The organism is Bacillus sp. 01N42_2, assembly GCF_056399565.1.
Map to the genome: position 1 here is coordinate 56,408 of NZ_JBFTRO010000005.1, position 23,991 is coordinate 80,398.

General features: G+C 46.6%; 21 protein-coding genes and 1 pseudogene. 13 read left to right on the plus strand and 9 right to left on the minus strand.

What is annotated here, in order from left to right; translation table 11 throughout:
• Positions 1 to 83 precede the first annotated feature (83 nt).
• From glpD to AC1DN5_RS12545, 5 genes and pseudogenes are all read left to right on the plus strand, one after another.
• The gene (gene glpD, locus AC1DN5_RS12525) at positions 84 to 1,751 is read left to right on the plus strand and encodes a glycerol-3-phosphate dehydrogenase (RefSeq protein WP_366969625.1); all 1,668 of its coding nucleotides are present in this window, start codon (positions 84 to 86) and stop codon (positions 1,749 to 1,751) included.
• A 132-nt stretch (positions 1,752 to 1,883) separates the two neighbouring features.
• Entirely contained in the window at positions 1,884 to 3,626 is a 1,743-nt protein-coding gene (locus AC1DN5_RS12530; RefSeq protein ID WP_045927068.1) for a phospho-sugar mutase, read from the plus strand.
• 142 nt (positions 3,627 to 3,768) lie between these two features.
• Entirely contained in the window at positions 3,769 to 4,926 is a 1,158-nt protein-coding gene (locus AC1DN5_RS12535; RefSeq protein ID WP_366969624.1) for a GAF domain-containing sensor histidine kinase, read from the plus strand.
• Positions 4,907 to 5,550 (plus strand): annotated as a pseudogene (locus AC1DN5_RS12540) (response regulator). Before AC1DN5_RS12535 ends, AC1DN5_RS12540 begins: the two are co-directional and overlap by 20 nt.
• Entirely contained in the window at positions 5,551 to 6,075 is a 525-nt protein-coding gene (locus AC1DN5_RS12545; RefSeq protein ID WP_366969623.1) for an NADPH-dependent FMN reductase, read from the plus strand.
• A gap of 13 nt (positions 6,076 to 6,088) precedes the next feature.
• Here AC1DN5_RS12545 and AC1DN5_RS12550 read toward each other — a convergent pair whose 3' ends face one another.
• Positions 6,089 to 6,331 carry a YhdB family protein gene (locus tag AC1DN5_RS12550; protein ID WP_016938402.1) on the minus strand — a complete coding sequence of 81 codons (243 nt, stop codon included), beginning with the start codon at positions 6,329 to 6,331 and terminating at the stop codon, positions 6,089 to 6,091.
• 190 nt (positions 6,332 to 6,521) lie between these two features.
• Here AC1DN5_RS12550 and AC1DN5_RS12555 point away from each other — a divergent pair, with 190 nt between their 5' ends.
• Positions 6,522 to 6,845 carry a DUF3889 domain-containing protein gene (locus AC1DN5_RS12555; RefSeq protein ID WP_016938401.1) on the plus strand — a complete coding sequence of 108 codons (324 nt, stop codon included), beginning with the start codon at positions 6,522 to 6,524 and terminating at the stop codon, positions 6,843 to 6,845.
• Positions 6,846 to 6,886: 41 nt separating this feature from the next.
• Here AC1DN5_RS12555 and lytF read toward each other — a convergent pair whose 3' ends face one another.
• The 3 genes from lytF to AC1DN5_RS12570 form a co-directional block, all read right to left on the minus strand.
• Positions 6,887 to 8,350 (minus strand): peptidoglycan endopeptidase LytF, encoded by a 1,464-nt coding sequence (lytF, locus tag AC1DN5_RS12560; RefSeq protein WP_366969622.1) that lies wholly within the window; start codon positions 8,348 to 8,350, stop codon positions 6,887 to 6,889.
• Between the two features lie 178 nt (positions 8,351 to 8,528).
• Positions 8,529 to 8,963, minus strand: coding sequence for a nitric oxide-sensing transcriptional repressor NsrR (gene nsrR / locus AC1DN5_RS12565; RefSeq protein WP_016938399.1), 435 nt, complete (start codon positions 8,961 to 8,963; stop codon positions 8,529 to 8,531).
• Positions 8,964 to 9,098: 135 nt separating this feature from the next.
• Positions 9,099 to 10,613 carry a mechanosensitive ion channel gene (locus AC1DN5_RS12570; protein WP_064778267.1) on the minus strand — a complete coding sequence of 505 codons (1,515 nt, stop codon included), beginning with the start codon at positions 10,611 to 10,613 and terminating at the stop codon, positions 9,099 to 9,101.
• A 173-nt stretch (positions 10,614 to 10,786) separates the two neighbouring features.
• Here AC1DN5_RS12570 and AC1DN5_RS12575 point away from each other — a divergent pair, with 173 nt between their 5' ends.
• Positions 10,787 to 12,193 carry a SpoVR family protein gene (locus AC1DN5_RS12575; protein ID WP_049628183.1) on the plus strand — a complete coding sequence of 469 codons (1,407 nt, stop codon included), beginning with the start codon at positions 10,787 to 10,789 and terminating at the stop codon, positions 12,191 to 12,193.
• 35 nt (positions 12,194 to 12,228) lie between these two features.
• Here AC1DN5_RS12575 and AC1DN5_RS12580 read toward each other — a convergent pair whose 3' ends face one another.
• On the minus strand, positions 12,229 to 13,608 hold the full coding sequence (locus AC1DN5_RS12580; protein ID WP_366969620.1) for an alkaline phosphatase: 1,380 nt from the start codon (positions 13,606 to 13,608) through the stop codon (positions 12,229 to 12,231).
• A 460-nt stretch (positions 13,609 to 14,068) separates the two neighbouring features.
• Here AC1DN5_RS12580 and AC1DN5_RS12585 point away from each other — a divergent pair, with 460 nt between their 5' ends.
• Positions 14,069 to 14,893 (plus strand): C40 family peptidase, encoded by an 825-nt coding sequence (locus tag AC1DN5_RS12585; protein WP_016938395.1) that lies wholly within the window; start codon positions 14,069 to 14,071, stop codon positions 14,891 to 14,893.
• A 68-nt stretch (positions 14,894 to 14,961) separates the two neighbouring features.
• Here the strand turns inward: AC1DN5_RS12585 and AC1DN5_RS12590 are convergent, their stop codons facing one another.
• A complete protein-coding gene (locus AC1DN5_RS12590; protein WP_045927075.1) occupies positions 14,962 to 15,837 on the minus strand; it encodes a LysR family transcriptional regulator in 876 nt (291 codons plus the stop codon).
• Positions 15,838 to 15,946: 109 nt separating this feature from the next.
• Here AC1DN5_RS12590 and AC1DN5_RS12595 point away from each other — a divergent pair, with 109 nt between their 5' ends.
• The 4 genes from AC1DN5_RS12595 (at position 15,947) to AC1DN5_RS12610 (ending at position 21,231) form a co-directional block, all read left to right on the plus strand.
• Positions 15,947 to 17,050 (plus strand): citrate synthase/methylcitrate synthase, encoded by a 1,104-nt coding sequence (locus tag AC1DN5_RS12595; protein WP_049628186.1) that lies wholly within the window; start codon positions 15,947 to 15,949, stop codon positions 17,048 to 17,050.
• Positions 17,051 to 17,129: 79 nt separating this feature from the next.
• Positions 17,130 to 17,999: an SDR family oxidoreductase gene (locus tag AC1DN5_RS12600; RefSeq protein WP_016938392.1), complete on the plus strand. Its 870-nt coding sequence runs from the start codon at positions 17,130 to 17,132 to the stop codon at positions 17,997 to 17,999.
• Between the two features lie 354 nt (positions 18,000 to 18,353).
• A complete protein-coding gene (locus AC1DN5_RS12605) occupies positions 18,354 to 19,751 on the plus strand; it encodes an amino acid permease (RefSeq protein WP_366969617.1) in 1,398 nt (465 codons plus the stop codon).
• 124 nt (positions 19,752 to 19,875) lie between these two features.
• Positions 19,876 to 21,231, plus strand: a complete 1,356-nt coding sequence (locus tag AC1DN5_RS12610) for a sodium-dependent transporter (RefSeq protein WP_366969615.1) — start codon at positions 19,876 to 19,878, stop codon at positions 21,229 to 21,231.
• Between the two features lie 41 nt (positions 21,232 to 21,272).
• Here the strand turns inward: AC1DN5_RS12610 and AC1DN5_RS12615 are convergent, their stop codons facing one another.
• From AC1DN5_RS12615 to sigM, 3 genes are read right to left on the minus strand one after another with little or no spacing between them, the layout of a single operon-like run.
• Positions 21,273 to 21,563: an anti-sigma-M factor gene (locus tag AC1DN5_RS12615; RefSeq protein WP_003155315.1), complete on the minus strand. Its 291-nt coding sequence runs from the start codon at positions 21,561 to 21,563 to the stop codon at positions 21,273 to 21,275.
• Positions 21,551 to 22,624 carry an anti-sigma factor gene (locus tag AC1DN5_RS12620; protein ID WP_316100815.1) on the minus strand — a complete coding sequence of 358 codons (1,074 nt, stop codon included), beginning with the start codon at positions 22,622 to 22,624 and terminating at the stop codon, positions 21,551 to 21,553. Before AC1DN5_RS12620 ends, AC1DN5_RS12615 begins: the two co-directional genes overlap by 13 nt.
• On the minus strand, positions 22,617 to 23,108 hold the full coding sequence (gene sigM / locus AC1DN5_RS12625; RefSeq protein ID WP_003155312.1) for an RNA polymerase sigma factor SigM: 492 nt from the start codon (positions 23,106 to 23,108) through the stop codon (positions 22,617 to 22,619). The genes AC1DN5_RS12620 and sigM overlap by 8 nt, the downstream gene beginning before the upstream one ends.
• Positions 23,109 to 23,346: 238 nt before the next feature.
• Between sigM and AC1DN5_RS12630 the strand changes: the two genes are divergently transcribed.
• Positions 23,347 to 23,946, plus strand: coding sequence for a lysophospholipid acyltransferase family protein (locus tag AC1DN5_RS12630; RefSeq protein ID WP_045927079.1), 600 nt, complete (start codon positions 23,347 to 23,349; stop codon positions 23,944 to 23,946).
• The last annotated feature ends 45 nt before the right edge of the window (positions 23,947 to 23,991 follow it).

Here is a 23,991-nt window from a genome sequence, read left to right on the forward strand (position 1 = left end):
GAGACCACAGCACCAAAGTGATAACATGCGCTTTGGCTGTTGTGGTCTCTTTTTCTATACCGTGACAACAAGGAGGAAACGTAATGATGAATCACCAATTTTCGAGTTTGGAACGGGATCATATGCTGGAAGACATGACTAAAAAAACATACGATCTGTTTATTATAGGCGGAGGCATTACGGGTGCCGGTACGGCGCTTGACGCTGCTTCAAGGGGAATGAAAGTCGCTTTGAGCGAAATGCAGGATTTCGCGGCCGGCACATCAAGCCGATCCACAAAGCTTGTCCACGGCGGTTTGCGTTATCTGAAACAATTCGAAGTCAAAATGGTGGCTGAAGTCGGTAAAGAACGTGCCATTGTATACGAAAACGGCCCGCACGTCACGACGCCGGAATGGATGCTGCTTCCGTTCCATAAAGGAGGCACATTCGGTTCATTCTCTACGTCCATCGGTCTGCGTGTATATGACTATTTAGCAGGGGTAAAAAAATCAGAGCGCAGAAGCATGCTGTCTGCAAAAGAAACGCTGCAAAAAGAACCGCTCGTCAAAAAAGACGGCTTAAAAGGCGGAGGCTACTATGTAGAGTACCGGACGGACGACGCGAGACTGACGATTGAAGTCATGAAAGAAGCCGTTAAATTCGGTGCGGAGCCTGTCAACTATTCTAAAGTGAAAGAACTGCTTTATGAAAAAGGAAAAGTTGTCGGCGTTTTAATTGAAGATCTGCTGTCAGGCAAGGAATACAAAGTGTACGCCAAAAAAATCGTCAATGCGACAGGTCCGTGGGTCGACGAGCTGAGAGAAAAAGACCACAGCAAAAGCGGAAAACATCTCCAGCATACAAAAGGGGTCCATCTCGTATTCGACCAATCCGTATTCCCGCTTAAACAGGCTGTGTACTTTGACACGCCGGACGGACGTATGGTGTTCGCCATTCCGCGTGAAGGAAAAACATACGTGGGCACGACAGACACGGTTTATAAACAAAAGCTTGAGCATCCGCGCATGACGGTGCAGGATCGTGATTATGTCGTCAGCTCCATCAATTATATGTTCCCGGAACTGAATATTACGGCGGACGATATTGAATCAAGCTGGGCCGGCCTCAGACCGCTCATTCACGAAGAAGGAAAAGATCCGTCTGAGATCTCCCGTAAAGATGAAATCTGGACATCTCAATCTGGCTTGATCACAATCGCCGGAGGAAAACTGACGGGCTACCGTAAAATGGCTGAGCACATTGTCGATCTTGTCCGCGATCGCTTAAAAGAAGAGGGCGGCCAGGACTTCGGCGGCTGTAAGACGAAGACGATGCCGATTTCCGGCGGACATGTCGGCGGCTCTAAAAACTTCGAGTCATTTGTGGAAGCAAAGACAAAAGACGGATTGAAAATCGGTTTATCACAGGAAACAGCTAAACAGTTAGCTATCAGATACGGCTCTAACGTCGAAAATGTATTCAGCCGGATTGAAGGCCTGAAAGAAGAAGCGGCAAAACGCCAGATTCCGGTTCACATTCTGGCGGAAGCGGCTTACAGCATTGAAGAAGAGATGGCTGCGACACCTGCTGATTTCTTCGTCCGCAGAACGGGCAGACTGTTCTTCGACATCAAATGGGTGCAGACGTATAAAACGGCTGTGATTGATTACATGAGCGACCGGTTCCAATGGGATGACGAAACGAAAGCGAAACATACCGAGTTGTTAAACACGCTGCTGCACGATGCGGTTGTTCCGCTCGAACAATAATTACCGGAGGGCTGTGCCGAAAAGGCATGAGCCCTTCTTTTTACATAAAGCACTGTGTTAAGTTATCAAGTGACACGGACAGCCGCTTCATATTAAAATATGGTCATAAGCTGAAATTATAGGAGGACGAACATGAGTTGGAGTAAGAGTTACGAACGCTGGAATCAGGCCGAACAATTAGATTCAGAATTGAAAAAATTATTGGCGGACGCAGAAGGAAACGAGCAGCTGTTGGAAGACTTTTTCTACAAAAATCTTGAGTTCGGAACAGGAGGCATGAGAGGAGAAATCGGGCCGGGCACAAACAGAATGAACATTTACACGGTCCGCAAAGCATCCGCCGGGCTTGCTGCGTATATCGCAAAACAAGGAGAAGAAGCGAAAAAAAGAGGCGTTGCGATCGCGTACGACTCCCGTCATAAATCTCCTGAGTTTGCGATGGAAGCAGCCAAAACCCTTGCTTCCCAAGGCATTCAAACATACGTATTTGATGAGCTCCGCCCGACGCCTGAGCTGTCTTTTGCGGTGAGAGAACTGAACGCTTATGCGGGTATCGTCGTGACGGCCAGCCATAACCCGCCTGAATATAACGGATATAAAGTGTACGGCGATGACGGGGCACAGCTGCCGCCGAAAGAAGCGGACATCGTCATTGCGGAAGTGAATGCGATTGAAAATGAATTAACAATTCAAGTTGAAGATGAACAGGCGCTGAAGGAAAAAGGTTTAATTAAGATCATCGGCGAAGAAATTGATACACCCTATACTGAAAAACTGACTTCCATCTCCGTCCATCCCGAGCTTTCGGAAGAAGTCGACGTGAGCGTGGTGTTCACTCCGCTGCACGGCACGGCGAATAAACCGGTACGCCGCGGCCTCGACGCGCTCGGTTACAAAAACGTCGCTGTCGTAAAGGAACAGGAGCTTCCGGATCCAGATTTTTCAACGGTCAAATCGCCAAACCCTGAAGAGCACGCGGCATTCGAATATGCCATTAAGCTGGGAGAAGAACAAAACGCCGATATTCTCGTCGCTACGGACCCGGATGCCGACCGTCTCGGCATTGCCGCAAAAAACAGTGAAGGCAAGTATACGGTGCTGACGGGGAACCAGACAGGCGCGCTTTTATTGCACTACCTGCTTTCTGAAAAGAAAAAACAAGGCGTCCTTCCTGAGAACGGCGTCGTCATGAAAACGATTGTTACGAGTGAATTGGGCCGCGCCGTCGCTTCATCATTCGGTTTAGACACGGTTGATACGCTGACGGGCTTCAAATTTATCGGTGAAAAGATCAAAGAATATGAAAAAACCGGACAATACACGTTCCAGTTCGGATATGAAGAAAGCTACGGCTACTTAATCGGCGATTTTGCGCGTGACAAAGATGCGATCCAGGCTGCGCTGTTAGCCGTCGAAGTATGCGCCTTTTATAAAAAGCAGGGCATGTCGCTTTATGACGCGCTGCTGTCCATTTTTAAAGAATACGGTTATTACCGTGAAGGCTTGAAGTCATTGACGTTAAAAGGAAAACAGGGAGCAGAGCAGATTTCCGCTATCCTGACTTCATTCCGAAACGATCCGCCGAAGCAGATGGCCGGAAAACAAATCACGCAGGCTGAAGACTATTCAACGGGAAAACGGACTGTATTTGCCGATCATCGTGAAGAAGATATTGATCTGCCGAAGTCAAATGTCCTGAAATATTTCCTTGAAGACGGCTCTTGGTTCTGCCTCCGCCCATCCGGAACGGAGCCGAAAGTCAAGTTCTATTTCGCAGTGAAGGGAACTTCTTTACAAGACAGTGAACAGCGTCTTGCCGCATTATCTGAAGCCGTCATGAAAACGGTGGATGCCATAGTGGAAAAAACGAAATAAACAAAAAACCGCCGGAAGCGATATCCGGCGGTTTTTTTACGCCTCATCCGAAAGTATGAGGTAAAATCATGCTGAAGCAAAGGCAAATACAGATTAGAATTGATATAATATGGATAATTCTGAATGGCCGGAGTGAGGGAGTTTGACGAAAACGACGGTAGAAACCTTAAAAACCTTAAAAGCGATTGCGGAAACCTTAAACCAAAGCCACGATATGAAGGAAGCGCTTGATAAAGTCCTGCGCGAGCTGCTCAGCTTGACCGGGCTGCAGACAGGGTGGATTTTTCTGATTGATCCGGACGGGTCCTATACGCTTGCCGCATCCGCTTATTTACCGCCGGCTCTCGGTCAGCGGGAAAACGCATTAATGTGCAGCGGGGACTGCTATTGTCTGACCAAATTCAGCAATGGCGGATTGACCAAGGCTGTAAACATTATGAATTGTAAACGGATTGAATTTGCGGAACAGACGACGGACTGCAGCGACACCGAAGGCATTACCCATCATGCGACCGTTCCGCTTGAAGACGGCGGCCGGAAATTCGGTTTATTAAACGTCGCTGCAGGCGAAAAGACGTTTTTCAGCGAAGAAGAACTGCATCTTCTTGAAGGGGTTGCCTTTCAAATCGGAACGGCGATCCAGCGGATGAAACTGGCCGAATTTGCACAGCAGAACGCCCTGCTGATGGAACGGAGCAGACTGGCGCAAGAGCTGCATGATTCCGTCAATCAGATGCTGTTTTCCGTCAGCTTAACGGCAAAAGCCGCTAAAAGCTTTACAGATGATGAACGGCTCCGGCAGATGATTACGTTCATCCAAGAGCTGTCGCAGGATGCGTTGACAGAAATGAGGACGCTTATTTGGCAGCTGAGACCGGAAAGTTTAACGAAAGGGCTGTATGCGTCGATCAAAAGCTATGCCGCTCTCATCGGCCTGGAAGCCGTCTGTGACATGGAAGATGAACTGAAGCTTACGGATGAACAGGAACACGCGCTTTGGCGGATCGCTCAAGAAGCCTTGAATAACTGTAAAAAGCATGCAGGAACGGACCGGGTTATCATTTCTGCCGTTAAAAAGCCGGAACATGCTGAGCTTCGCATTATCGATCATGGAGCGGGCTTCAGCGCTGATGCGCATGCGGGGCTGCCGTCACTTGGCATTGCGGGTATGAAAGCGCGCGCCGAAGCAATCGGAGGCCGGTTTGCATTGCAATCGGAGCTTGGCGCCGGTACGATTGTCTCTGTTCGGCTTCCATTTTACGGGATAGGAGGTCTGATTGATGAAAATTGTGATCGCTGATGATCATCACGTTGTCCGCAAAGGATTGCGCTTTTTCTTCGCCACTCAGGAAGATATTGAAGTAGTCGGTGAGGCGTCTACCGGTGCTGAAGCGCTTCAGCAAGCTGAACTAACGAAGCCTGATATCGTGTTAATGGATTTATCAATGCCTGATATGGACGGCATTGAAGCGGCAAAAATCGCGGCTGAACGATTTCCGGACATCAGTATCGTCGTTTTGACGAGCTATTCCGACCCGCAGCATGTCATTCCCGCCCTTAAAGCCGGAGCCAAAGCGTATCAGCTGAAAGACGCCCAGCCCGATGATTTAGTGAAAACACTCCGGGAAGTGTATTCCGGACGGTACCGGCTCTCAGCGGATATTGTGCCTCACGTGCTGACACATATGGTTCAGGAGGATCAGGATAAGGAAAAATATTATCAGCTGACTCCCGTGAAAAAGATGTTCTTCAAGAAATAGCCAAAGGGAAAAGCAATAAGGAAATTGCCGCAGCTCTGTTTATTTCTGAAAAAACAGTAAAGACCCATGTGTCCAATCTGCTGTCAAAGCTGAATCTTTCAGACCGGACACAAGCGGCATTGTATGCCGTAAAATACAATGTTTCCGGAAAGGCGGTAAACTAAATGAGCATATTAGTGATCAGCGGCACGCCGAGAAAAAACGGGCGGACAAGAATTGCCGCTTCGTATATCAGAGACCGGTTTCAAACCGATTTTATTGATTTAAGCAAAAGTGAACTGCCGCTTTATAACGGTGAAGAAGAACAGAACGATCTGCCCTCAGTGCAAGAGTTAAGGCGGCAGGTGAAAAAGTCGTCTGCCGTCGTCTTATTATCTCCCGAGTATCACAGCGGCATGAGCGGCGCTTTAAAAAACGCCATGGATTTTTTAAGCAGTGACTGCTGGAGATACAAACCGGTGGCCATCATTGCAGCGGCGGGCGGAGGAAAAGGCGGCATGAACGCGCTGGCGAATATGCGGACTGTGATGAGGGGCGTCTATGCAAATGTCATCCCGAAACAGCTGGTCATAGACCCGATTCACATCGACATGGAGCGCCGGACCGTATCTGAGGATATGGCGGTCAGCCTGAAAGACATGATGGAAGAGCTGAATATGTTTACAAACACGGGAAATCCCGGCGCCTGACGCCGGGATTGTTTTATGTCAGCATGGCTAATTGATCTTCATACGCGAGCTCTGCCGCATGATCAATATACCTGAGAAGGGAATACAGCTCTTTTTCAAGCACCGCATAATCAAGTTCAAAATGATATGCATGCAAAAAGTGCTCAATACGCTTTGATAACAAATCATCTTTCGTACGCACCATCAAAATTAATAAATTGTCCCATTGAGACCTGTGTGTGTAATATAAGGCTTTATCATAATCGGCATGATCCATCTTACGCTTCCCCTTTCAATGAGAAGTTCTCCGTTAGTTTATGCCGCCGAAGCCCGGATGCAACGGGGGAAAAGTTGGTGTCCGTATAAATTGGGCATAGCAATATGAGGGAGACATAAAATAAAAACGCATATCCGTCTCTTCTTTGGACACGCTAAGATTGACAAAAACGACTCAGGAGAACATAAAGATGAAATTCCTTCCATTTGCGCTCGCCCTCTTGTTTTGCGGCATTCTCATTGCCTCAATCGCTGAAAAAGGGCATACAGAACACCTCGATCCATCAGTCGGAAAATGGGAGCAGCTCGCATGGAACCAGCTGGAACGTGAATACAAGGGGGCCGAGCTTACCGATTATTCGTACATGGGCCGTACGAAAGTAAACCGGGAACAGACGAAAGACGTGTTTCGCGTAACGGTGCAAACAAAAAAAGAGACGTTTTCCTCCCGTGCTGAAGTGTATTTTCACCCCGTGACTAAACATGTGATCAGCATTAATATTTTCAGGCTGTAAAAAAAGCTGCACAGCCTTTTCGGCTGTGCAGCTTGTCTGTATCAGAAGAATCGTTTCGCTCCGAGGTAGCGCTGTTTCCAATAGGAATTGTTCATGCTGGAGATGACGACACCCGAATCGTTGGCATTAATAAACTGTCCGTTTCCGAGATAAATGCCGACGTGAGAAGGTCCGGCTTTATAAGTTGAGAAAAAGACAAAGTCACCGACCGCCGGCTGGCTGACTGATGTCATCGTATTCCAGTAGCCTGCGGCTGAAAGTCTGGATACGGAAGTGACCTTATTAAGAACGTAATAAATAAAACCGCTGCAGTCAAAGCCTCTCGGCGTTGTCCCGCCCCATACATACGGTACACCCAGCTGAGCTTTTGCGGCATCGATCATTACATTAATCTTCGCGCTTGTTGAACCTGTGCCGCCTGTGCTGCCGGACTGATTCGGTGTCGTGTTTGACTGCTGTCCTGTAATCGTCAGCTTCTGTCCGATTTGAAGCACATCTGTTTTCAGATTGTTTTTCTCGCGGATCTGCTGGGCGGTTACATTGAATTTTTGGGCGATCCCCCATAAAGAATCCCCGCTTTTGACGGTATATGTAGTGGTTTTCCCTGTATCTCCGGACTGGTTCGGAGATGACGGTGAAGACGAAGAGCCGGAAGATGACGTTTTTGTCAGCTTCAGCACTTGTCCGACCCGCAGCATGTCTGACGTCAGTTTATTGATGCTTCTGATTTGCTGAACCGTCATATTGTATGCGTTTGCGATCTTCCAAAGCGAGTCTCCGCTTTTTACTGTATAAGATGATGTTTGCGTCTGGTTTTGATTTTTGTTTGAATTGTCTTTTGACGGCTTGTTTCCCGAAGGAGACGTTCCTTTTATTTTCAGAACCTGGTTTACGTAGATCGTATCCGTTTTTAAGTTATTTAATACTTTAAGTTCCGCAATGGACATATGAACGCTGTTTGCGATCTTCCAGAGCGAATCGCCGAGTTTGACTTTATATGTCCCGGAAGATGAAGATGAAGATGACTGCTTTTTACTGCTGTTTGAGCTGCTGCCCGGCACGGTTTTTGTCTTGTCGGTGCTTGAGGAAACTTTCCCCTTCACTTGCAGCTTCTGTCCTGCGCGGATTAAGTCGCTTGTCAGACCGTTCAGTTTTTTCAGTTCCTGTACGGACATTTTAAAATCAGACGCGATCAGCCACAGCGAGTCTCCGCTTTTCACCGTATACACACTTGTCGTCTTGCCGCTGTTCTTTGAAGATGGCTTTTTGCTGCCGGAATCTGATTTGCCGTTAGGGATGGTGAGCGTCTGCCCGATGGAAATAACGGTGGATTTTAGATGATTGGCTGATGTAATGGCATCCACGCTTGTATTGTAGTTTTGGGCAAGCTTCCATAATGAATCTCCGCTTTTAACCTTAATCGTTTGTGCTTCTGCCGGTGTTACAGCTAACGCAGACCCGACGATCGCAGATGCAGTCAAACCGACCGCTACCTTTTTTTTCATAGTGAATCTCCCTTTTCCTGCGATGATTTTACTATCCCCATTCGTTGCAGCCGCAAGGTGAGGATAACAGTAATGATAATCTTTATATCGGCACTTGTCTGCAATCATTTATCATATTAGTAGAAATAGTTCTTTTTTCTTATGCAGGCATAAAAAAAGAAGGAATGCAGGCATTCCTTCAGCTTCTGAGCAGTCTCATAATCTCCTCTTTATTTTTGACCAGGTCCCTTAACGTATATTTGTCTAAAACAGCCAGGTAAGCTTGCAGGGCTTCATTCAGCAAATTCTTTAAGTTGCAGGCGGGAGATATGATACAGAGATTTTTTTGGGAGTCAAAGCATTCTACGATGTTGAAGTCGTCTTCTGTATTTCGAACGACTTCTCCAATGTTAATGTCTTCCGGTTTCATTCCTAATCGGATTCCGCCTCCGCGGCCCCGGATCGTTTCCACATACCCGAGCTGTCCGAGACGGTAAATGACTTTCATGAGGTGGTTTTTAGAGATGGAATATGTGTCGGCGATTTCTTTTATGTTGGAAAGTTCTTCGGAATGTCTGGAAGCCAAAAAAATCAAAACGCGTAAAGAATAATCGGTATAGTTCGTTAATTTCATAGAATGACCTCGAAAAAAGAGATTTTGCTTCTGTTACAGTTTATCATATAGGATTTCAAAATGAAAAAAAAGGAATTTGCCCATCAATCTCAAAAAAAAAAACGTGCGCTCCTTCTGAGCACACGTTTTTTTCGTTTAAGACATCGGCGGTTTACGGTCATCAGCCGATTGATGTTTTTCAATTTTGCGGTCCAACTTCGACAGATAACGGGAAGCAAATTCTTTTCCGCCAAGACCGAATGAAAGTCCGAAGGCAAGCGCGAAACCGCCAAGAATCAGAATAAATGCGGCATTTACGATCGTGTCGGCGACACCGAGCTGATCCAGCGCCATAAAGATTGAGAGCGTGATAATCGTATATTTCGCAAGAGGTGCCAGGAATCTGAATTCTTTTCCGCTCAGCATGCTGACAAGCAGTCTGCTGACAAGCTGTCCGGCCAAAAGCCCGATTCCGAGAATAAATACAGCGGCCAGAACATTAGGCAGGTAAGCGATAATCCCGGTCGCAATGACGACGAGAAATTCGAGATGAACCAGCTGCAGCGCTTCTGCCGTAAAGAGCAGGACGATGATGATCTGCGCAATCATGCCGACAGTTTGAGAAAGCGTAAGCTTCGGACGGTCCGCCTGTTCAAAGCCCATTTTTCCGAGAAGAGAGTCAAAGCCGGCCCGGTGCAGCAGCCCTGATACAATACTGTTTACCCATTTTCCGATCCAGATGCCGGCGATGATCAGCACAATACCGATAATGATATTAGGAAGCATTGTGAAGACCGTGTTCAGCATGGCTGAGGCCGGTTCAGAAATGCCCGCAATATCAAGCCGGTCAAGCGCAGAAATGACCACCGGAATAAAAATCAGCACGTAGACAATCGTTCCGATGATTGCCGACAGGCTTGTATCCTTCAGGTAAATAGAAAGCCCCATACGTGCGGCAAGTCTTTCCGTGCCGATACTCGCCAGAAAGTTTGTGACGATATCACGGACGAGACGGGCAACAAGCCAGCCGATTAAGACAATCAGCGCCGCGGCGAATAATTTCGGTATAAAGGATAACACGCTTTGGATCATATGTGTAAACGGTCCTGATACTCCGCTGATTTGAAGAGCGGACAAGACGCCCGGCAGGAACAGGAGCAAGACGAAATAAAAAACGATTCGTGAAGCGGCCGTAACGGACTTGCTCATCTCCGCCTCTTCAGAAACCATGGTCCATTTTCTGATCCAGCCGTTTGCAGCCAGTTTCATGCCCGCTTTTTTGACGAGATAGCTGAAAAGCGAAGCAGCCGCCCATCCCAAGAGCAGAATCAAACCGGCTTTTAAAATGCTCGGCACAGCCGCCGTTATCGCCGACAGCATGCTGACAAAAGGCGAAGCCACGGTTGTCAGATGCAGAATGTTAAAGAATAGAATAAAAACGATAATTAATGCGATAAAATAAATGACTTTACTGATGACTTTTTCCGAGGAATAGCGCGCCGGCTTTTTTTCGGCGAACAGCCTGTCGTCGATTTTTGTTTTTTGCAGGCCTTTGTATACGGCTTTTTCAATGATTTTCGCAATGCCCCAGCCGATAAGCAGGACGAGCAATGCAATGATCAGATTCGGCAGTTTGCTGAGATACGTGGTAAGCATGTCTGCTGTGTTCAAGTAGAATCGCTCCTTTTTCTTTTTTTATGGGGTATGGTGTGTGTTTACCCACTTACATATAAAGCAAACGGGACGGATGTGCCGAAAGTTTTCAGACGGAAACCCGCCTGTTATTTCATCTTTTGAGAGGAGGGGTCATACATTATAAATAAGTCCAAGTAGGGGGGATTCGGTTGAACGCGGAGGAGACAAAAGGTTTACAGCGGGCAATTGAGGAAATAACCGACATTGCGAAGGGATTCGGCCTTGATTTCTACCCGATGAGATACGAAATTTGCCCGGCTGAAATTATTTATACATTCGGCGCGTACGGCATGCCGACGAGATTCAGCCACTGGAGTTTCGGTAAACAATTTCACAAGATGAAACTCCATTATGATCTCGGTTTGAGCAAAATTTATGAACTTGTCATTAATTCCAACCCTTGCTACGCTTTTTTGCTGGACAGCAATTCGCTGATCCAAAATAAATTAATTGTAGCCCATGTACTGGCCCATTGTGATTTTTTCAAACATAACTGCCGCTTTCAAAATACGAACCGGGACATGGTCGAGAGTATGGCGGCTGCGGCGGAGCGGATTAAGCATTATGAAAGAATTCACGGAATTAAAGAGGTGGAGTCCTTTTTAGATGCCATTCTGGCGGTTCAAGAGCATATCGATCCGTCGCTCGTCAGGCCGAAGCTGCAATGGAGCGTTGATGACGAAGATGAGGACGAAGAGGAAACTGCGCCATCGCCTTACGATGATTTATGGGGAATGGATAAGCCGAAGCCGGTGAAAAAGAAAAAAGGGAAAAAAGCGTTTCCGCCCCGGCCGGAAAAAGACATTCTGCTGTTTATCGAGGAGCATTCCCGGGAGCTCGAACCGTGGCAGCGAGATATTTTAACCATGATGAGAGAAGAAATGCTGTATTTCTGGCCTCAGCTGGAAACAAAAATCATGAACGAAGGCTGGGCATCCTATTGGCATCAGCGGATTATCCGCGAGCTTGATTTAACTTCAGATGAAGCCATCGAATTTGCGAAACTGAACGCAGGCGTCGTTCAGCCGTCAAAAACGGGAATCAATCCGTATTATTTAGGGCTGAAAATTTTTGAAGACATCGAAGAGCGCTACGACAACCCGACAGAAGAAATGAAAAAAACAGGGGTAAAGCCCGGTTCCGGCCGTGAAAAAATGTTTGAGGTCAGGGAAATTGAATCAGATATTTCTTTTATCCGCAATTATTTGACGAAAGATCTCGTGCTGCGAGAGGATCTGTATTTATTCCAAAAGCAGGGCAGGGACTATAAAGTGATCGACAAGGAATGGAAGGCCGTGCGCGATCAGCTCGTGAACATGCGGGTAAACGGCGGGTTTCCTTATCTGACCGTCAATGATGGGGATTATCTGAAGAATAATGAGCTTTATATTAAGCATTGGTATGAGGGAATTGAGCTTGATCTGAAATATTTGGAGAAGGTGCTGCCGTACTTGTACCAGCTGTGGGGCAGGAGCGTGCATATCGAATCAGTTCTGGAAGATAAGGAAGTGATGTTCTCGTATGACGGCAAAGGAGTGCACCGGAGATATCTGTAAAGAAAAAGGATGCAGGGAAACCCCGCATCCTTTTTTTATTTGCCGTTTTTCAGAATGTGAAAGATCTTTTTAGCCTGATCCGTGTTGTTTAATAGGCCTGTAAAAGATTCTTTTCCCGGGCCGTATGCGTAAACCGGAACTTCTTCGCCCGTATGATCGCCGGTTGTCCAGCCGCTGTTGGTTTTCGCATTAAAGAGCTTAATGATCGCTTTGTAGGCGCCCTTGTCCTTATCCTGCTTTGCCGTAGTTTCGATCTGGTTGATTTCGGATTTTGAGCATTTCAGGCCGGTATAACGCGCAAGCACGGAAGATACGGATTTGCCCGCTTTGATTTGATCAGCCATAAATGCCGGTGTTTTTTTCGCGGCAAGAATCGGTTCAACATGCCAGTTTTTATCGTTATTCGCGCCGATCGTCAATCCGCCGGTCGTATGATCAGCAGTGGCAATGACAAGCGTATGTTTGTCCTTTTTGGCAAATGCGATCGCTGCTTTATACGCTTTTTCAAAATCCTTCATTTCGCTCATTGCGCCGACGATATCATTGTCATGTCCCGCCCAGTCAATTTGGCTGCCTTCGACCATTAAGAAAAAACCTTTTTTATTCTTATTCAGTCTGTCGATCGCCGCTGTTGTCATGTCTTCTAATGAAGGCACGTCGTTTGAGCGGTCGATTGCTTTGGCGAGTCCGCCATCGGCAAACAGGCCGAGAACGTTTTTATTGCGGTCCTTTTTAAGTTCCTGTTTTGATGTCACGTAGCTGTATCCCGCTTTTTTGAAATCCTTCGTTATATTGCGGTCTTTACGGATAAAGTTTGATTTGCCGCCGCCGAGGAGTACATCTACTTTCTGCTTTCCGTTGATGCGGTCATCAAAGTAGCTGCTTGCGATTTCATCCATATTTTTTCTTGATTTGTTATGCGCGCCGAAAGCCGCAGGAGTGGCGTGGGCAATCTCTGAAGTTGCGACAAGTCCGGTGGATTTGCCTCTTTGTTTCGCTTCTTCGAGGACAGATTTTACCCGCTTTCCTTTTTTATCGACTCCGATCGCTGCGTTATACGTTTTCACGCCGGTGGCCATTGCCGTGCCGGCCGCCGCGGAATCGGTGATAGTGGAATCAGGATCATTAGGATAAGTCATCATCATGCCGGTGAGATTGGGGTCAAACGCCGTCAGTTTCATGCCGTCTGAAGGCTTTCCTTTGTTAATGACCGAACGGTAGGCGTTCATGTATGGCGCACCCATTCCGTCTCCGACCATGAAGATGACGTTTCTGATCTCATTTTTGTCAGGCTGTTTTTTTGCCGCAGCCTGTTCGGAGTGCTGAAATCCCGCACCCGCAATCAAACCGGCTGTCAGCACGGATACGGCTGCCGCCGGCAGAAGTTTTGACCGAACCTGTTTAAATAGACTCATTCCCAAATCGTCCTCCTTTAATCGTGGTCTGCATGTCTAATGGTAGGGGATGTTTGTAAAGAACGCCTGTCCCTCCTGTAAATTTCAGGTGAAACATTGTTAGAAATGTAAATTCCCAAGTAAGGTTATGTTTTCAAGAAAAAGTGAAAATCATTCACTTTTTCAAAAAAGATGAGGGTTTTTTTAACAAGGGGTAATGTGGAAAATAAATTTCTTTATTTTCCAAAATACGAGGATCACAGGAAAAAAACATGACAAAAAGACTCTTTTTTCGTCACGTTTGAAATCAAATTGAAATATTTAATACCCTTAAAAACTTTTTTTAAAAACGAATTAGTAAGAAATTTGTCACGGGAAGTCAAGTCTATTTCTAGTGGAAATTGAACCTTATAATAGGAAACAGATAAAAACTTTAAAAAAGAGACTTATAAAATAGATAGAATTATTCAGGGAGGAAAAAATGAAAAAGCAACTTGTTACAGCAACGACGGCAGTGGTTTTAGGGACGACTTTGTTTGCGGGTGCGGCATCTGCGCAAACAATTAAGGTAAAAAAAGGCGATACATTATGGGGACTTTCAAATCGGTACGGAACGTCAATTAATTCCATTAAATCTGAGAATAAATTAAAATCGGATATCATTTACATCGGCCAGAAGCTTTCGATCAATGGTAAATCATCTTCAGGTTCAAATTCGGGCAGCAAGTCATCATCGTCTACATATAAAGTCGTAAAAGGCGACAGCCTTTGGAAAATTGCGAATAAATATAAAATGACGGTAAACCAATTGAAAAGCTTAAACGGTTTAAAAACGGACCTGATCCGCATCGGACAAGTTCTTAAAGTAAAAGGATCAACTTCCGGTTCAGCGTCTTCAGGATCTTCGTCATCAAAGAAGCCTTCATCCAGCCATAATATTGCACAGACGAGCCTGAATGTAAACAAGCTGATTTCTGATGCGCAATCTTTAATCGGCACGCCGTATGTATGGGGCGGAACAACGACTTCCGGCTTTGACTGCAGCGGATTTATCTGGTACCTGCTGAACAAACAGACGAGTGTCGGAAGAACAAGCACTGCGGGTTACTGGAGCTCAATGAAGAGCGTGTCCAGTCCGTCTAAAGGCGACTTCGTCTTCTTTACAACCTATCAGGCCGGCCCTTCACACATGGGCGTGTACATCGGAAACAACAAGTTCATCCATGCCGGTTCTGACGGCGTCGCAACAAGTGATCTGAATAACAGCTACTGGAAGCCGCGCTACCTGGGCGCGAAAAGATTCTAGCAGCCAGAAAAACCCGTTCATCAGAACGGGTTTTTTATTTAGACGGAACAGCGCTCCATTTGTTTCACCTAAAAATGAAAATGTGATAAAAAATCTAAAAAGGTTTTCTTTTTTTCATTTTCATGGAGGGCGATGGCGTAGGCGCCCGCGCTCGGCATCTGGGCGAAATCGCACGGGATTTCTATCATGCTGCCTTCGGCGAGTTCGGCCCGTACCGCTGACAGCGGCAGAAATGAGACGCCCAGCCCCTCTTTAATAAATCGTTTCGTAATATGCGTCTGTGTCACCTTCATCGTTCTGACAAAGGGGAACTGTATTCTGACCTGACGGAGCAAATCATCCCAATAGTCAGGATGGTTATGGGTCAAAAGCAGGTATCGTCCGAGCAGGTCTTTCACTTCATCCGCTTTCCCTGATCCTGGTTTACGGCCGGGGGGCGCGACGAGCACAACGGGGTCATTGTACAGGGGACGGCATGTGAGGGAAGATGATTGCACCTTTAAGCAGCTCAGTCCGATATCGGCTGAGCCGTTTCTGATTTGAGTGGCGATTTCTTCCGATTCGTAAATGGTAACCGTCATCTCGGTCTCTTTATTGTCCTCTGTGTAACGCTTCATGACAGACGGAAGAACGGTGTCGGCGATAAGCGGCGAAACAGCGAGCGTCAGCGTGTGGAAGTAGCCTTGACGCACCCTGTGCAGCTCCGCCATGCTGTTTTCATAGTCTTCCAAAAGCCTCATGGCAAACGGAACGTATGCTTTTCCTTCCTCAGTCAATTGTATTTTCCGGCCGCTTCGCTGAAACAGCTTACAGCTGATTTCTTTCTCTAATAATTTTATATGAACGGTGACGGTCGGCTGGGATAAAAAAAGTGTTTCCGCCGTTTTTCTGAAATTCTCATATTTTGCTGCGGTGACGAAGGTGTGAAGCCATTTAAAATCCATAGATGCACTCCTCTGATTAAAAGTTTTAATTAATTCCCTTAAAAATATTCATTATTTTTTAAATATTATATTTACTATAATAACAGAAAGAGGATAAGGGGGAATGAAATTGATTTATCATGGATTAAAAGGAATTACTTGTGCAGAAACGGCGATCAGCCACATTGACGGAGAAAAGGGGCATTTGATATATCGCGGATATGACGCGAAGGATATCGCGCTCCAATCCAGTTTTGAAGAAGCGGCGTATCTCATCTTAAACGGAACGCTTCCTGATGAGCAGCAATTGCTTGCGTTTCAGGAAAAACTTGCAGCCGAGCGCGGGCTGCCGAAACATCTCATCGACCTGCTGGAAACGCTTCCGGACGATATGGACGATATGGCGGTGCTGAGAACAGCTGTTTCAGGTTTGGGGACAGATTCATTTACATATCCGCCTAAGCCGGAAGAAGCGATTAAACTGATTGCCGTCACACCGACGATTATTGCGTACAGATACCGCCGTAAACAAGGGCAGGAAGCACTGCCGCCTGAGGCGCGATACGGGCACGTTGAAAACTATTTGTACATGCTGACCGGCAGGCAGCCGTCCGAAGCTCAAAAGAAAGCGCTTGAAACGTATATGATTCTGGCGATGGAGCACGGGATGAATGCATCGACTTTTTCAGCGAGAGTCACCGTTTCCACTGAATCAGACTTAGTGTCTGCCGTCACTTCCGCACTGGGCACGATGAAAGGGCCGCTGCACGGAGGCGCGCCTTCCGGTGTAACGAAAATGCTTGAAGACATTGGACAAAAAGAAAACGCAGAAGCATATTTGACAGCGAAGCTTATGAGGGGAGAGCGCCTGATGGGCTTCGGGCACAGAGTATACAAAACAAAAGATCCGCGGGCGGAAGCATTGCGCATAAAGGCTGAAGAGGTGGCCGGAAATGATCCGTCGCTTGATTTGGCGCTTTATGTGGAAAAGGAAGCCATCCGTTTATTAGAGCAATATAAGCCGGGACGGAAGCTGTATACAAATGTAGAATTTTACGCGGCGGCTGTCATGCAGGCTATTGATGTGGATAATGCTTTGTTTACGCCGACTTTTTCGGCAAGCCGAATGGCGGGCTGGTGCGCACACGTGCTTGAACAGTCAGCTGACAACATGATTTTCAGGCCGTCTGCGCAATACACCGGAGCCTTTCCCGAAACGGCTCAGCAGCTTTAAGCACCGGCATATTTGTCCGTTTAGTGATCCGCACTCCGTGGTATCGTCTCAGTAATACCAAATGCAGGAGTGTGAGAACATGAATCCGATGGACAGACAGACAGAAGGTCAAAAACCGCAGGTGCAAAACCGCCAGCCCGGCACTGAGTCAGAAATGGAGCCGAAACCGCTCTTGGAGGACCCGGATGTAAAAGGATCGGGCAGACTAAAAGGAAAAGTCGCCGTCATCACGGGCGGAGACAGCGGCATCGGCGCAGCGGCTGCGATTGCTTACGCGAAGGAGGGAGCGGATCTTGCCATCCTGTACCTTGACGAACATGCCGATGCCGAGAGAACGAAAAAGCGTGCGGAAGAATGCCAGGCTGATTGCCTGTTAATTCCGGGAGACGTCGGGGATGAGGCCCATTGTCAGAAGGCGGTCCGGCAAGTCTTAGATCACTACGGAAAAATTGATATTCTTGTGAATAATGCCGCTGAGCAGCATCCGCAAAACGGGATTCTTGATATTACGGCTGAACAGCTGGAGAAGACCTTCCGTACAAACATGTTTTCCATGTTTCATATGACAAAGGCTGTGCTGCCTCATCTGAAAAGAGGGAGCGCCATTATTAACACAACATCTATTACCGCTTATCAGGGCGATACATCATTGATTGACTATTCGTGCACGAAAGGCGGCATCGTTTCCTTTACACGTTCGATGGCGATGTCATTGGCCGATCAGGGGATCAGGGTAAATGCAGTGGCCCCGGGCCCGATCTGGACCGCTTTGATCCCTGCGACGTTTACTGAAGAAAAGGTGGAAAAGCACGGTCTGGATACCCCGATGGGAAGACCGGGACAGCCTGCTGAACACGCCGGAGCTTACGTGCTTTTGGCTTCAGACGAATCTTCCTATATGACAGGGCAGACCATTCACGTAAATGGAGGCAGATTTATTTCAACATAATCCTTAAGTCTTATCCCGCACTTTTAAAAGTGCGGGATTTTTATTTATTTCTATATAATGTTAAGAAAACGCTGTCGTCAGGTCAATCGTGAATTCAAAGATGATAATAGGCGTTAACCCGCTGTAATAACGGGACGTTTTCCCATTCATGTTCTGTTTTGTTCATACATTAAATTTAATATAGAGAATTTTCAAAAAAGTTATTTTCATTTTTTTATTTTTCGTTATAATATGATGTAGGAGAAAGGAATGATGTACTGAAACATTTCATGCGAAAAATAAGAATTTAGTCATTATCGTTATTGTTATCTGAATATTCTAACATAAGAGATTGATATACAAGGAGTGAAGCAGATGAAGGGGAGCATATTCAGAAAGAAAAGCATTCAGGACCTGCTTGCCGCAACGGGCGGCGAAAAGTCGCTGAAAAGGGAGTTGGGGGCCTTTGATCTGACCCTTCTCGGGATAGGAGCCATCATCGGAACGGGTATTTTTGTTTTAACCGGAACAGGCGCAGTTACGGCGGGACCCGGGCTGACCGTTTCATTTGTCATAGCCGCTTTAGCATGTTTATTTGCGGCTTTGTCATATGCTGAATTTGCTTCAAGCGTCCCGGTTTCAGGTTCCGTCTACACATTTACTTATGCGACATTGGGTGAACTTCTCGCGTTTATCATCGGATGGGATTTAATCTTGGAATATATGCTCGCCGTCAGCGCGGTTTCGGTCGGCTGGTCCGGTTATTTTCAATCATTTTTGGCGGGATTCGGCATCCATCTTCCGACCGCATTGACGGCCGCTCCGGGTTCTGTTAAAGGGACGGTCACATTCTTTAATCTTCCGGCATTTGTTATTGTACTTGCGATTACATTCCTTCTCTACTTAGGCATTAAGGAATCGAAGCGGGTCAATAATATTATGGTAATTCTGAAAATTCTGGTTGTTTTATTATTTATCGCCGTTGCGGCCGTATATGTCAAACCGCATAACTGGCAGCCGTTTATGCCGATGGGGTTCGGCGGTGTTTTCAGTGCCGCGGCGCTCGTTTTCTTCTCCTTTATCGGTTTTGACGCCGTCTCTTCCGCCGCAGAGGAAACGAAAAATCCGGCGAAGGATCTGCCGAAAGGAATTATTTTTTCATTAATCGTCTGCACCGTGCTGTATGTGACCGTATCGGCGATTATGACGGGCGTTGTACCGTTTGCCGGTTTTGAAGGCGTTGACCATCCCGTTTCTCTCGTCCTGCAGATGGCGGGTCAGAATTGGGTGGCCGGGATTATTGATATCGGCGCAGTGTTGGGAATGACGACGGTGATGCTCGTCATGCTGTACGGCCAAACGAGGGTGATGTTTGCCATGTCCCGTGACGGTTTAGTGCCGGGGGCGCTTTCAAAAGTCCATCCGAAGCATAAAACGCCGCACGTGGTGACGTGGGTGTTCGGTATTCTGTCGGCATTGCTGGGAGCGCTCGTCCCGCTTGATGAACTGGCGAAGCTCGTAAACATCGGCACGCTCGCCGCGTTTGTCATGATTTCCGTGGCGGTTATCGTGCTGAGAAAGAAACAGCCTGATCTGCCGAGAGCTTTTAAATGTCCGGGAGTTCCCTTTATTCCGATATTGTCCATTCTGTTCTGCCTGTTTTTGATTATTAACCTTGGCGCCGCCACTATCATCCGTTTCTTTATCTGGCTGATCATAGGTCTGGTGATTTATTTCTTATATTCGAGAAAGCATTCGAAATTAAACGGATAATTGGCAAAAGGAGCGGTATCTGCCGCTCCTTTTATGTTTTTCAGAATAGTGAAACATATTGAAATGGGCTTAAGTTATCGCGGCGAATAAGGGATAATATAGGGCGGAAGGGAAGTGGAAAGTGGTGTCTGACCAAAAAAGGGTTCAATGGGCCTCAAAAATAGGATTTATTATGGCCGCCGCCGGTTCGGCGATCGGCCTGGGAGCCATTTGGAAGTTCCCTTACGTAGCGGGTACGAACGGGGGAGGCGCTTTTTTTCTTGTATTCGTCCTCTTTACCGTGCTTTTAGGCTATCCGCTTTTGCTCGGTGAATTTATTTTCGGAAGGCGGAGCCAGACAAATGCGATTGATGCCTACAAACAAGCCGCGCCGAAGTCGGTATGGCACCTTACGGGTTATGTGGGTGTGGCGGCCTGTTTTTTAGTTTTGTCTTTTTACAGTGTTGTCGGCGGGTGGATTTTGCTCTATGTGCTGAAAGCCGTTACCGGTTCTTTATCCGGGCTCACTCAGGAGCAGTACGGCACGGTATTCGGGACGGTCATTGAAAATCCGCTCCAGACTCTCGCCGCGCAGCTGGTATTTATGATCATGACGGTAGCGGTCGTCGCAAAAGGCGTGCAGAAAGGGATTGAACGTGTCAGTGCGGTGCTGATGCCGATTTTATTCGTGCTGTTTCTGCTGCTTGTGCTGCGTTCTGTCACGCTTGATCATGCCGTTGAGGGAATTAAATTTTTATTGGTTCCGCACTTTGAAGATTTGACGCCGGAATCCATTCTTTATGCTTTAGGACAGGCGTTTTTTACATTAACGCTCGGCGTATCGGTCATGGTGACGTACAGTTCGTATCTGCCGAAAAACCAAAACCTTCCGGGATCGGCGGGTTCCATTGTTATCATGAATGTGCTCGTCACGCTGTTTGCGGGACTGGCCATTTTTCCGGCGGTTTTTTCGTTCGGCTTTAAACCGGATGAAGGGCCTACACTGCTGTTTACCGTACTGCCGGCTGTGTTTGACCGGCTGCCGTTCGGCTCGCTGTTTTTTATCAGCTTTCTGGCGGTCTTTTTCTTTGCCGCACTGACTTCGGCCTTTTCGATGGTGGAAATTATCGTGGCGACTGTAGGGAAAGGTGATGAAACGAAAAGGAAGAAGCTGTCGTGGACAAGCGGTCTGCTCATTTTCTTAGTCGGAATTCCGTCGTGTTTATCATACGGTGTTCTCAGTGATGTTCATTTGTTCGGAAAAACGTTTTTTGATCTGGCGGATTTCACAGTGAGCAATGTGCTGATTCCGCTCGGCGCTTTATTAATATCAATCTTCATCCCGCTGAAAATACCGAAGCGGGAGCTGTTCGCCGAGATGAAAAGCGGTTCCGCCATCGGCTATCGTTTCTTTCAGCTGTGGTATTTCCTTCTGAAATATCTCGTGCCGCTGGCTATCATCGTCGTATTGCTGCATTTAATCGGCGTTCTTTCATTTTAAAAAAACAGGCCCCGTAAAAAGGGCCTGTTTTTATTTTATGGTTAAAAACCGAATTGCAGATTCGTATCAACGGCAACGATCGTATATACACATACAATGACGAAAAGGTTGAGGATGACGCCGAGCAGCCCCGGGCCCGTCCGGCCTTTTTTAATAAACAGCTCAATGATGCCGAACGGCACGGCGGCCATTGCAAACGGCAGCATCTGATAAGAATAGAAAGTTACATTGCTGATGATTGCCACGTTCAACAGCAGCAGCGACAAAATCGCGGTACCGACTGATATCCAGCCGAAAACATTATGCTCTTTAAAAATTCTTACCAATTCCATAATTCCACCTCACCGATGTTTGCTGCTTTTACTGTTTTGTTTTTCAGCAGACGTTCGATTTCTTTTGTCGGCCCCGTCACGACAGAGCCGTATACATTCATTCCATGTTGTTCGACATAGTCGATTCTGCTGCTCAGGTTCATGTCTTTGCGTTTCGATATCGCATGCGCCCATTTTTTATGGCGGGACATAAATTCAAGAGCGCTGGTGAATTGTTCTCGGTCTGTCTGTCCCTGCGCTTCAAAAGAGGAAGCCATCTTAGAATCTTTCCCGGGAAATCCTAACGGCTCGGCATAAGGACTGTCTTTCAGATTTTTCTCCGTTTCGATCGCGTTCCATAAAAACTTCACATCGTATTTTTTAAAGGCTGAATATACTTGGGAAGAAGGGTAGGCGCGGTCATAAGAAAGATAGACCTCAGCCACGCTGCCTTCAGGCAATTTTTTTAATGTCTGTCCGGCTTTGTCGACCGTACGTTTCTTTAAGCCGGAAGGATGGGCGAAATAATGCTTTGACTGTGCCGCGTCTAGATCATAGTAGTTAACGGCAGGCGATTTAACCTTATCTAAAAACATTTCAATCCGTTCTCCGCCGACGGATTTCGTTTTTGTGCCGATCTGCTTTTGCAGCGGAAACTCTGTATTCATTCCAAACAGCTTCACCTGGCTTTTCAGTCCGGAGGTATCGACGAGCACGTTCGGCATGGTGGTCGCCACCGTCACGGCCGCGGTTTCCATTAATTGATTGCCTGTGCTTTCTTTTCCTCCCAGACCGTAATAGAGGTAGCTTCCTAAAGTGCAAAGCGGCAAAATCATCAAAGTGGAGATGACGGCGAGAACCGAAATCCGCAAATACGATTTGCGTTTTCCGTATGATAAAATGGCCTTCTGTTTTTCCGGGCTGATGCCGACGTCCCATTCCCGGTCGTCCTGCATTTCGCTTTCAATCAGCTCCTGATAGACTTCCAGCTTTTCCAGCTCTTCTTCAAAGGCGGCCATTTCCCGGTCGCTCATTTCTCCATTTTTGTATTGGTAAAAACGCTTTTTAAATTCTTCATTCATCATTAACACCTCTATTATAAAGTGCTTTCAGCCGCTGTCTGGCACGAAATAAAACACTTTTAAAATTAGCCTCTGAAATATTCATAATATGGGATGCTTCTTTGTAATTCAGTTCTTTTAAATAATACAGTGTTAAGGCCTCCCGATAATTGTCGGGAAGTTCGGACATATACCCTGTCAGCACTTCCTTGATTTCAATCTGATGAGCCGGGCTTTGCACAGCCGTCTGAAAAAGGCTCCCAATTAAGTCATCGGAAATGGTCACTTCCTTCTTATGTTTTCTGACATAATCTATAAACGCATTTCTCGCCACTTGAAAAAGCCATGGCTTTACTTTGCTGTGGTCGTAGGAGTGAATGTGTATGTATGCCCTCATAAAGGTTTCCTGCAGCAAATCTTCAGCGAGATGCTTGTCTTTAGTCATGGAGAGCAGGAACCGGTAAACATCATTCATATACATTTGGTAAATTTCATCGATCGTCACTGCCTTTTCTCCCCTCTATGTTATACACGCATAAGAAAGGTTTAAAGTTGCACGTTCCATGCAAACGGCTTAATTTCATTTTCACCTCATCAAACACCATTTCTCTATAGTACCCAAAATCCGTCATAAAAGATAGAGATCGGCGGAGGAAAAATATATTTATTAGTACCAGGTAATAAAAAATATTGTTATAATAGAGAGAGAACACTTTTGATCATTACAACAAAGGAAGTGCGTTATGTATAAGTTTTGTGCAAATGCCATCAAATTCATTCTTTCTCTGCGCGGAGGAGTCAAAGTATACAATAAAGAGAATCTTCCGTCTGATAAAGGATTCGTTATCGCCTGCACGCATGCGGGCTGGGTGGACGTCCTTACGCTCGGAGTCGGAATATTGCCTCATCAGATTCATTATATGGCGAAAAAAGAGCTGTTTCAGAAAAAGTGGATCGGAAGTTTTTTGAAGAAGATTCACGCGTTTCCGGTTGATCGTGAAAATCCTGGTCCGAGCAGCATTAAAACGCCGATTAAGCTTCTGAAGGAAGGGAAGATTGTCGGGATTTTTCCAAGCGGCACGAGAACTTCTGAAGACGTCCCGCTGAAAAGAGGGGCCGTGACTATCGCCCAAATGGGGAAAGCGCCGCTCGTTCCGGCCGCATACAGCGGACCGTCTGCGGGAAAAGAACTGTTTAAAAAGGGAAAAATGCGGCTTATCATCGGCAAGCCGATTTTTTTGGAGGACTTTGCCGACCTTGCGCCGAAGGAGAGGCTTGCGGCCATGACAGAAGAGCTGAATGCCAGAATTAAAGACCTTGAGAAAAAATTGGAACAAATGTAAACAAAAAAGCTTGCCGTCTGTATCAGACGCGCAAGCTTTTTTTGG

What these genes read in the sequence shown, in the direction of transcription:
- AC1DN5_RS12615 (WP_003155315.1), bottom strand. Translation starts at nt 21,563, where the DNA reads ATGGAATTGGTAAGAATTTTTAAAGAGCATAATGTTTTCGGCTGGATA.
- AC1DN5_RS12550 (WP_016938402.1), bottom strand. Translation starts at nt 6,331, where the DNA reads ATGGATCATGCCGATTATGATAAAGCCTTATATTACACACACAGGTCT.
- lytF (WP_366969622.1), bottom strand. Translation starts at nt 8,350, where the DNA reads ATGAAAAAAAAGGTAGCGGTCGGTTTGACTGCATCTGCGATCGTCGGG.
- AC1DN5_RS12545 (WP_366969623.1), top strand. Translation starts at nt 5,551, where the DNA reads ATGAGCATATTAGTGATCAGCGGCACGCCGAGAAAAAACGGGCGGACA.
- AC1DN5_RS12600 (WP_016938392.1), top strand. Translation starts at nt 17,130, where the DNA reads ATGAATCCGATGGACAGACAGACAGAAGGTCAAAAACCGCAGGTGCAA.
- AC1DN5_RS12555 (WP_016938401.1), top strand. Translation starts at nt 6,522, where the DNA reads ATGAAATTCCTTCCATTTGCGCTCGCCCTCTTGTTTTGCGGCATTCTC.
- AC1DN5_RS12530 (WP_045927068.1), top strand. Translation starts at nt 1,884, where the DNA reads ATGAGTTGGAGTAAGAGTTACGAACGCTGGAATCAGGCCGAACAATTA.
- AC1DN5_RS12605 (WP_366969617.1), top strand. Translation starts at nt 18,354, where the DNA reads ATGAAGGGGAGCATATTCAGAAAGAAAAGCATTCAGGACCTGCTTGCC.
- nsrR (WP_016938399.1), bottom strand. Translation starts at nt 8,963, where the DNA reads ATGAAATTAACGAACTATACCGATTATTCTTTACGCGTTTTGATTTTT.
- AC1DN5_RS12590 (WP_045927075.1), bottom strand. Translation starts at nt 15,837, where the DNA reads ATGGATTTTAAATGGCTTCACACCTTCGTCACCGCAGCAAAATATGAG.
- AC1DN5_RS12630 (WP_045927079.1), top strand. Translation starts at nt 23,347, where the DNA reads ATGTATAAGTTTTGTGCAAATGCCATCAAATTCATTCTTTCTCTGCGC.
- AC1DN5_RS12585 (WP_016938395.1), top strand. Translation starts at nt 14,069, where the DNA reads ATGAAAAAGCAACTTGTTACAGCAACGACGGCAGTGGTTTTAGGGACG.
- glpD (WP_366969625.1), top strand. Translation starts at nt 84, where the DNA reads ATGATGAATCACCAATTTTCGAGTTTGGAACGGGATCATATGCTGGAA.
- AC1DN5_RS12580 (WP_366969620.1), bottom strand. Translation starts at nt 13,608, where the DNA reads ATGAGTCTATTTAAACAGGTTCGGTCAAAACTTCTGCCGGCGGCAGCC.
- AC1DN5_RS12620 (WP_316100815.1), bottom strand. Translation starts at nt 22,624, where the DNA reads ATGAATGAAGAATTTAAAAAGCGTTTTTACCAATACAAAAATGGAGAA.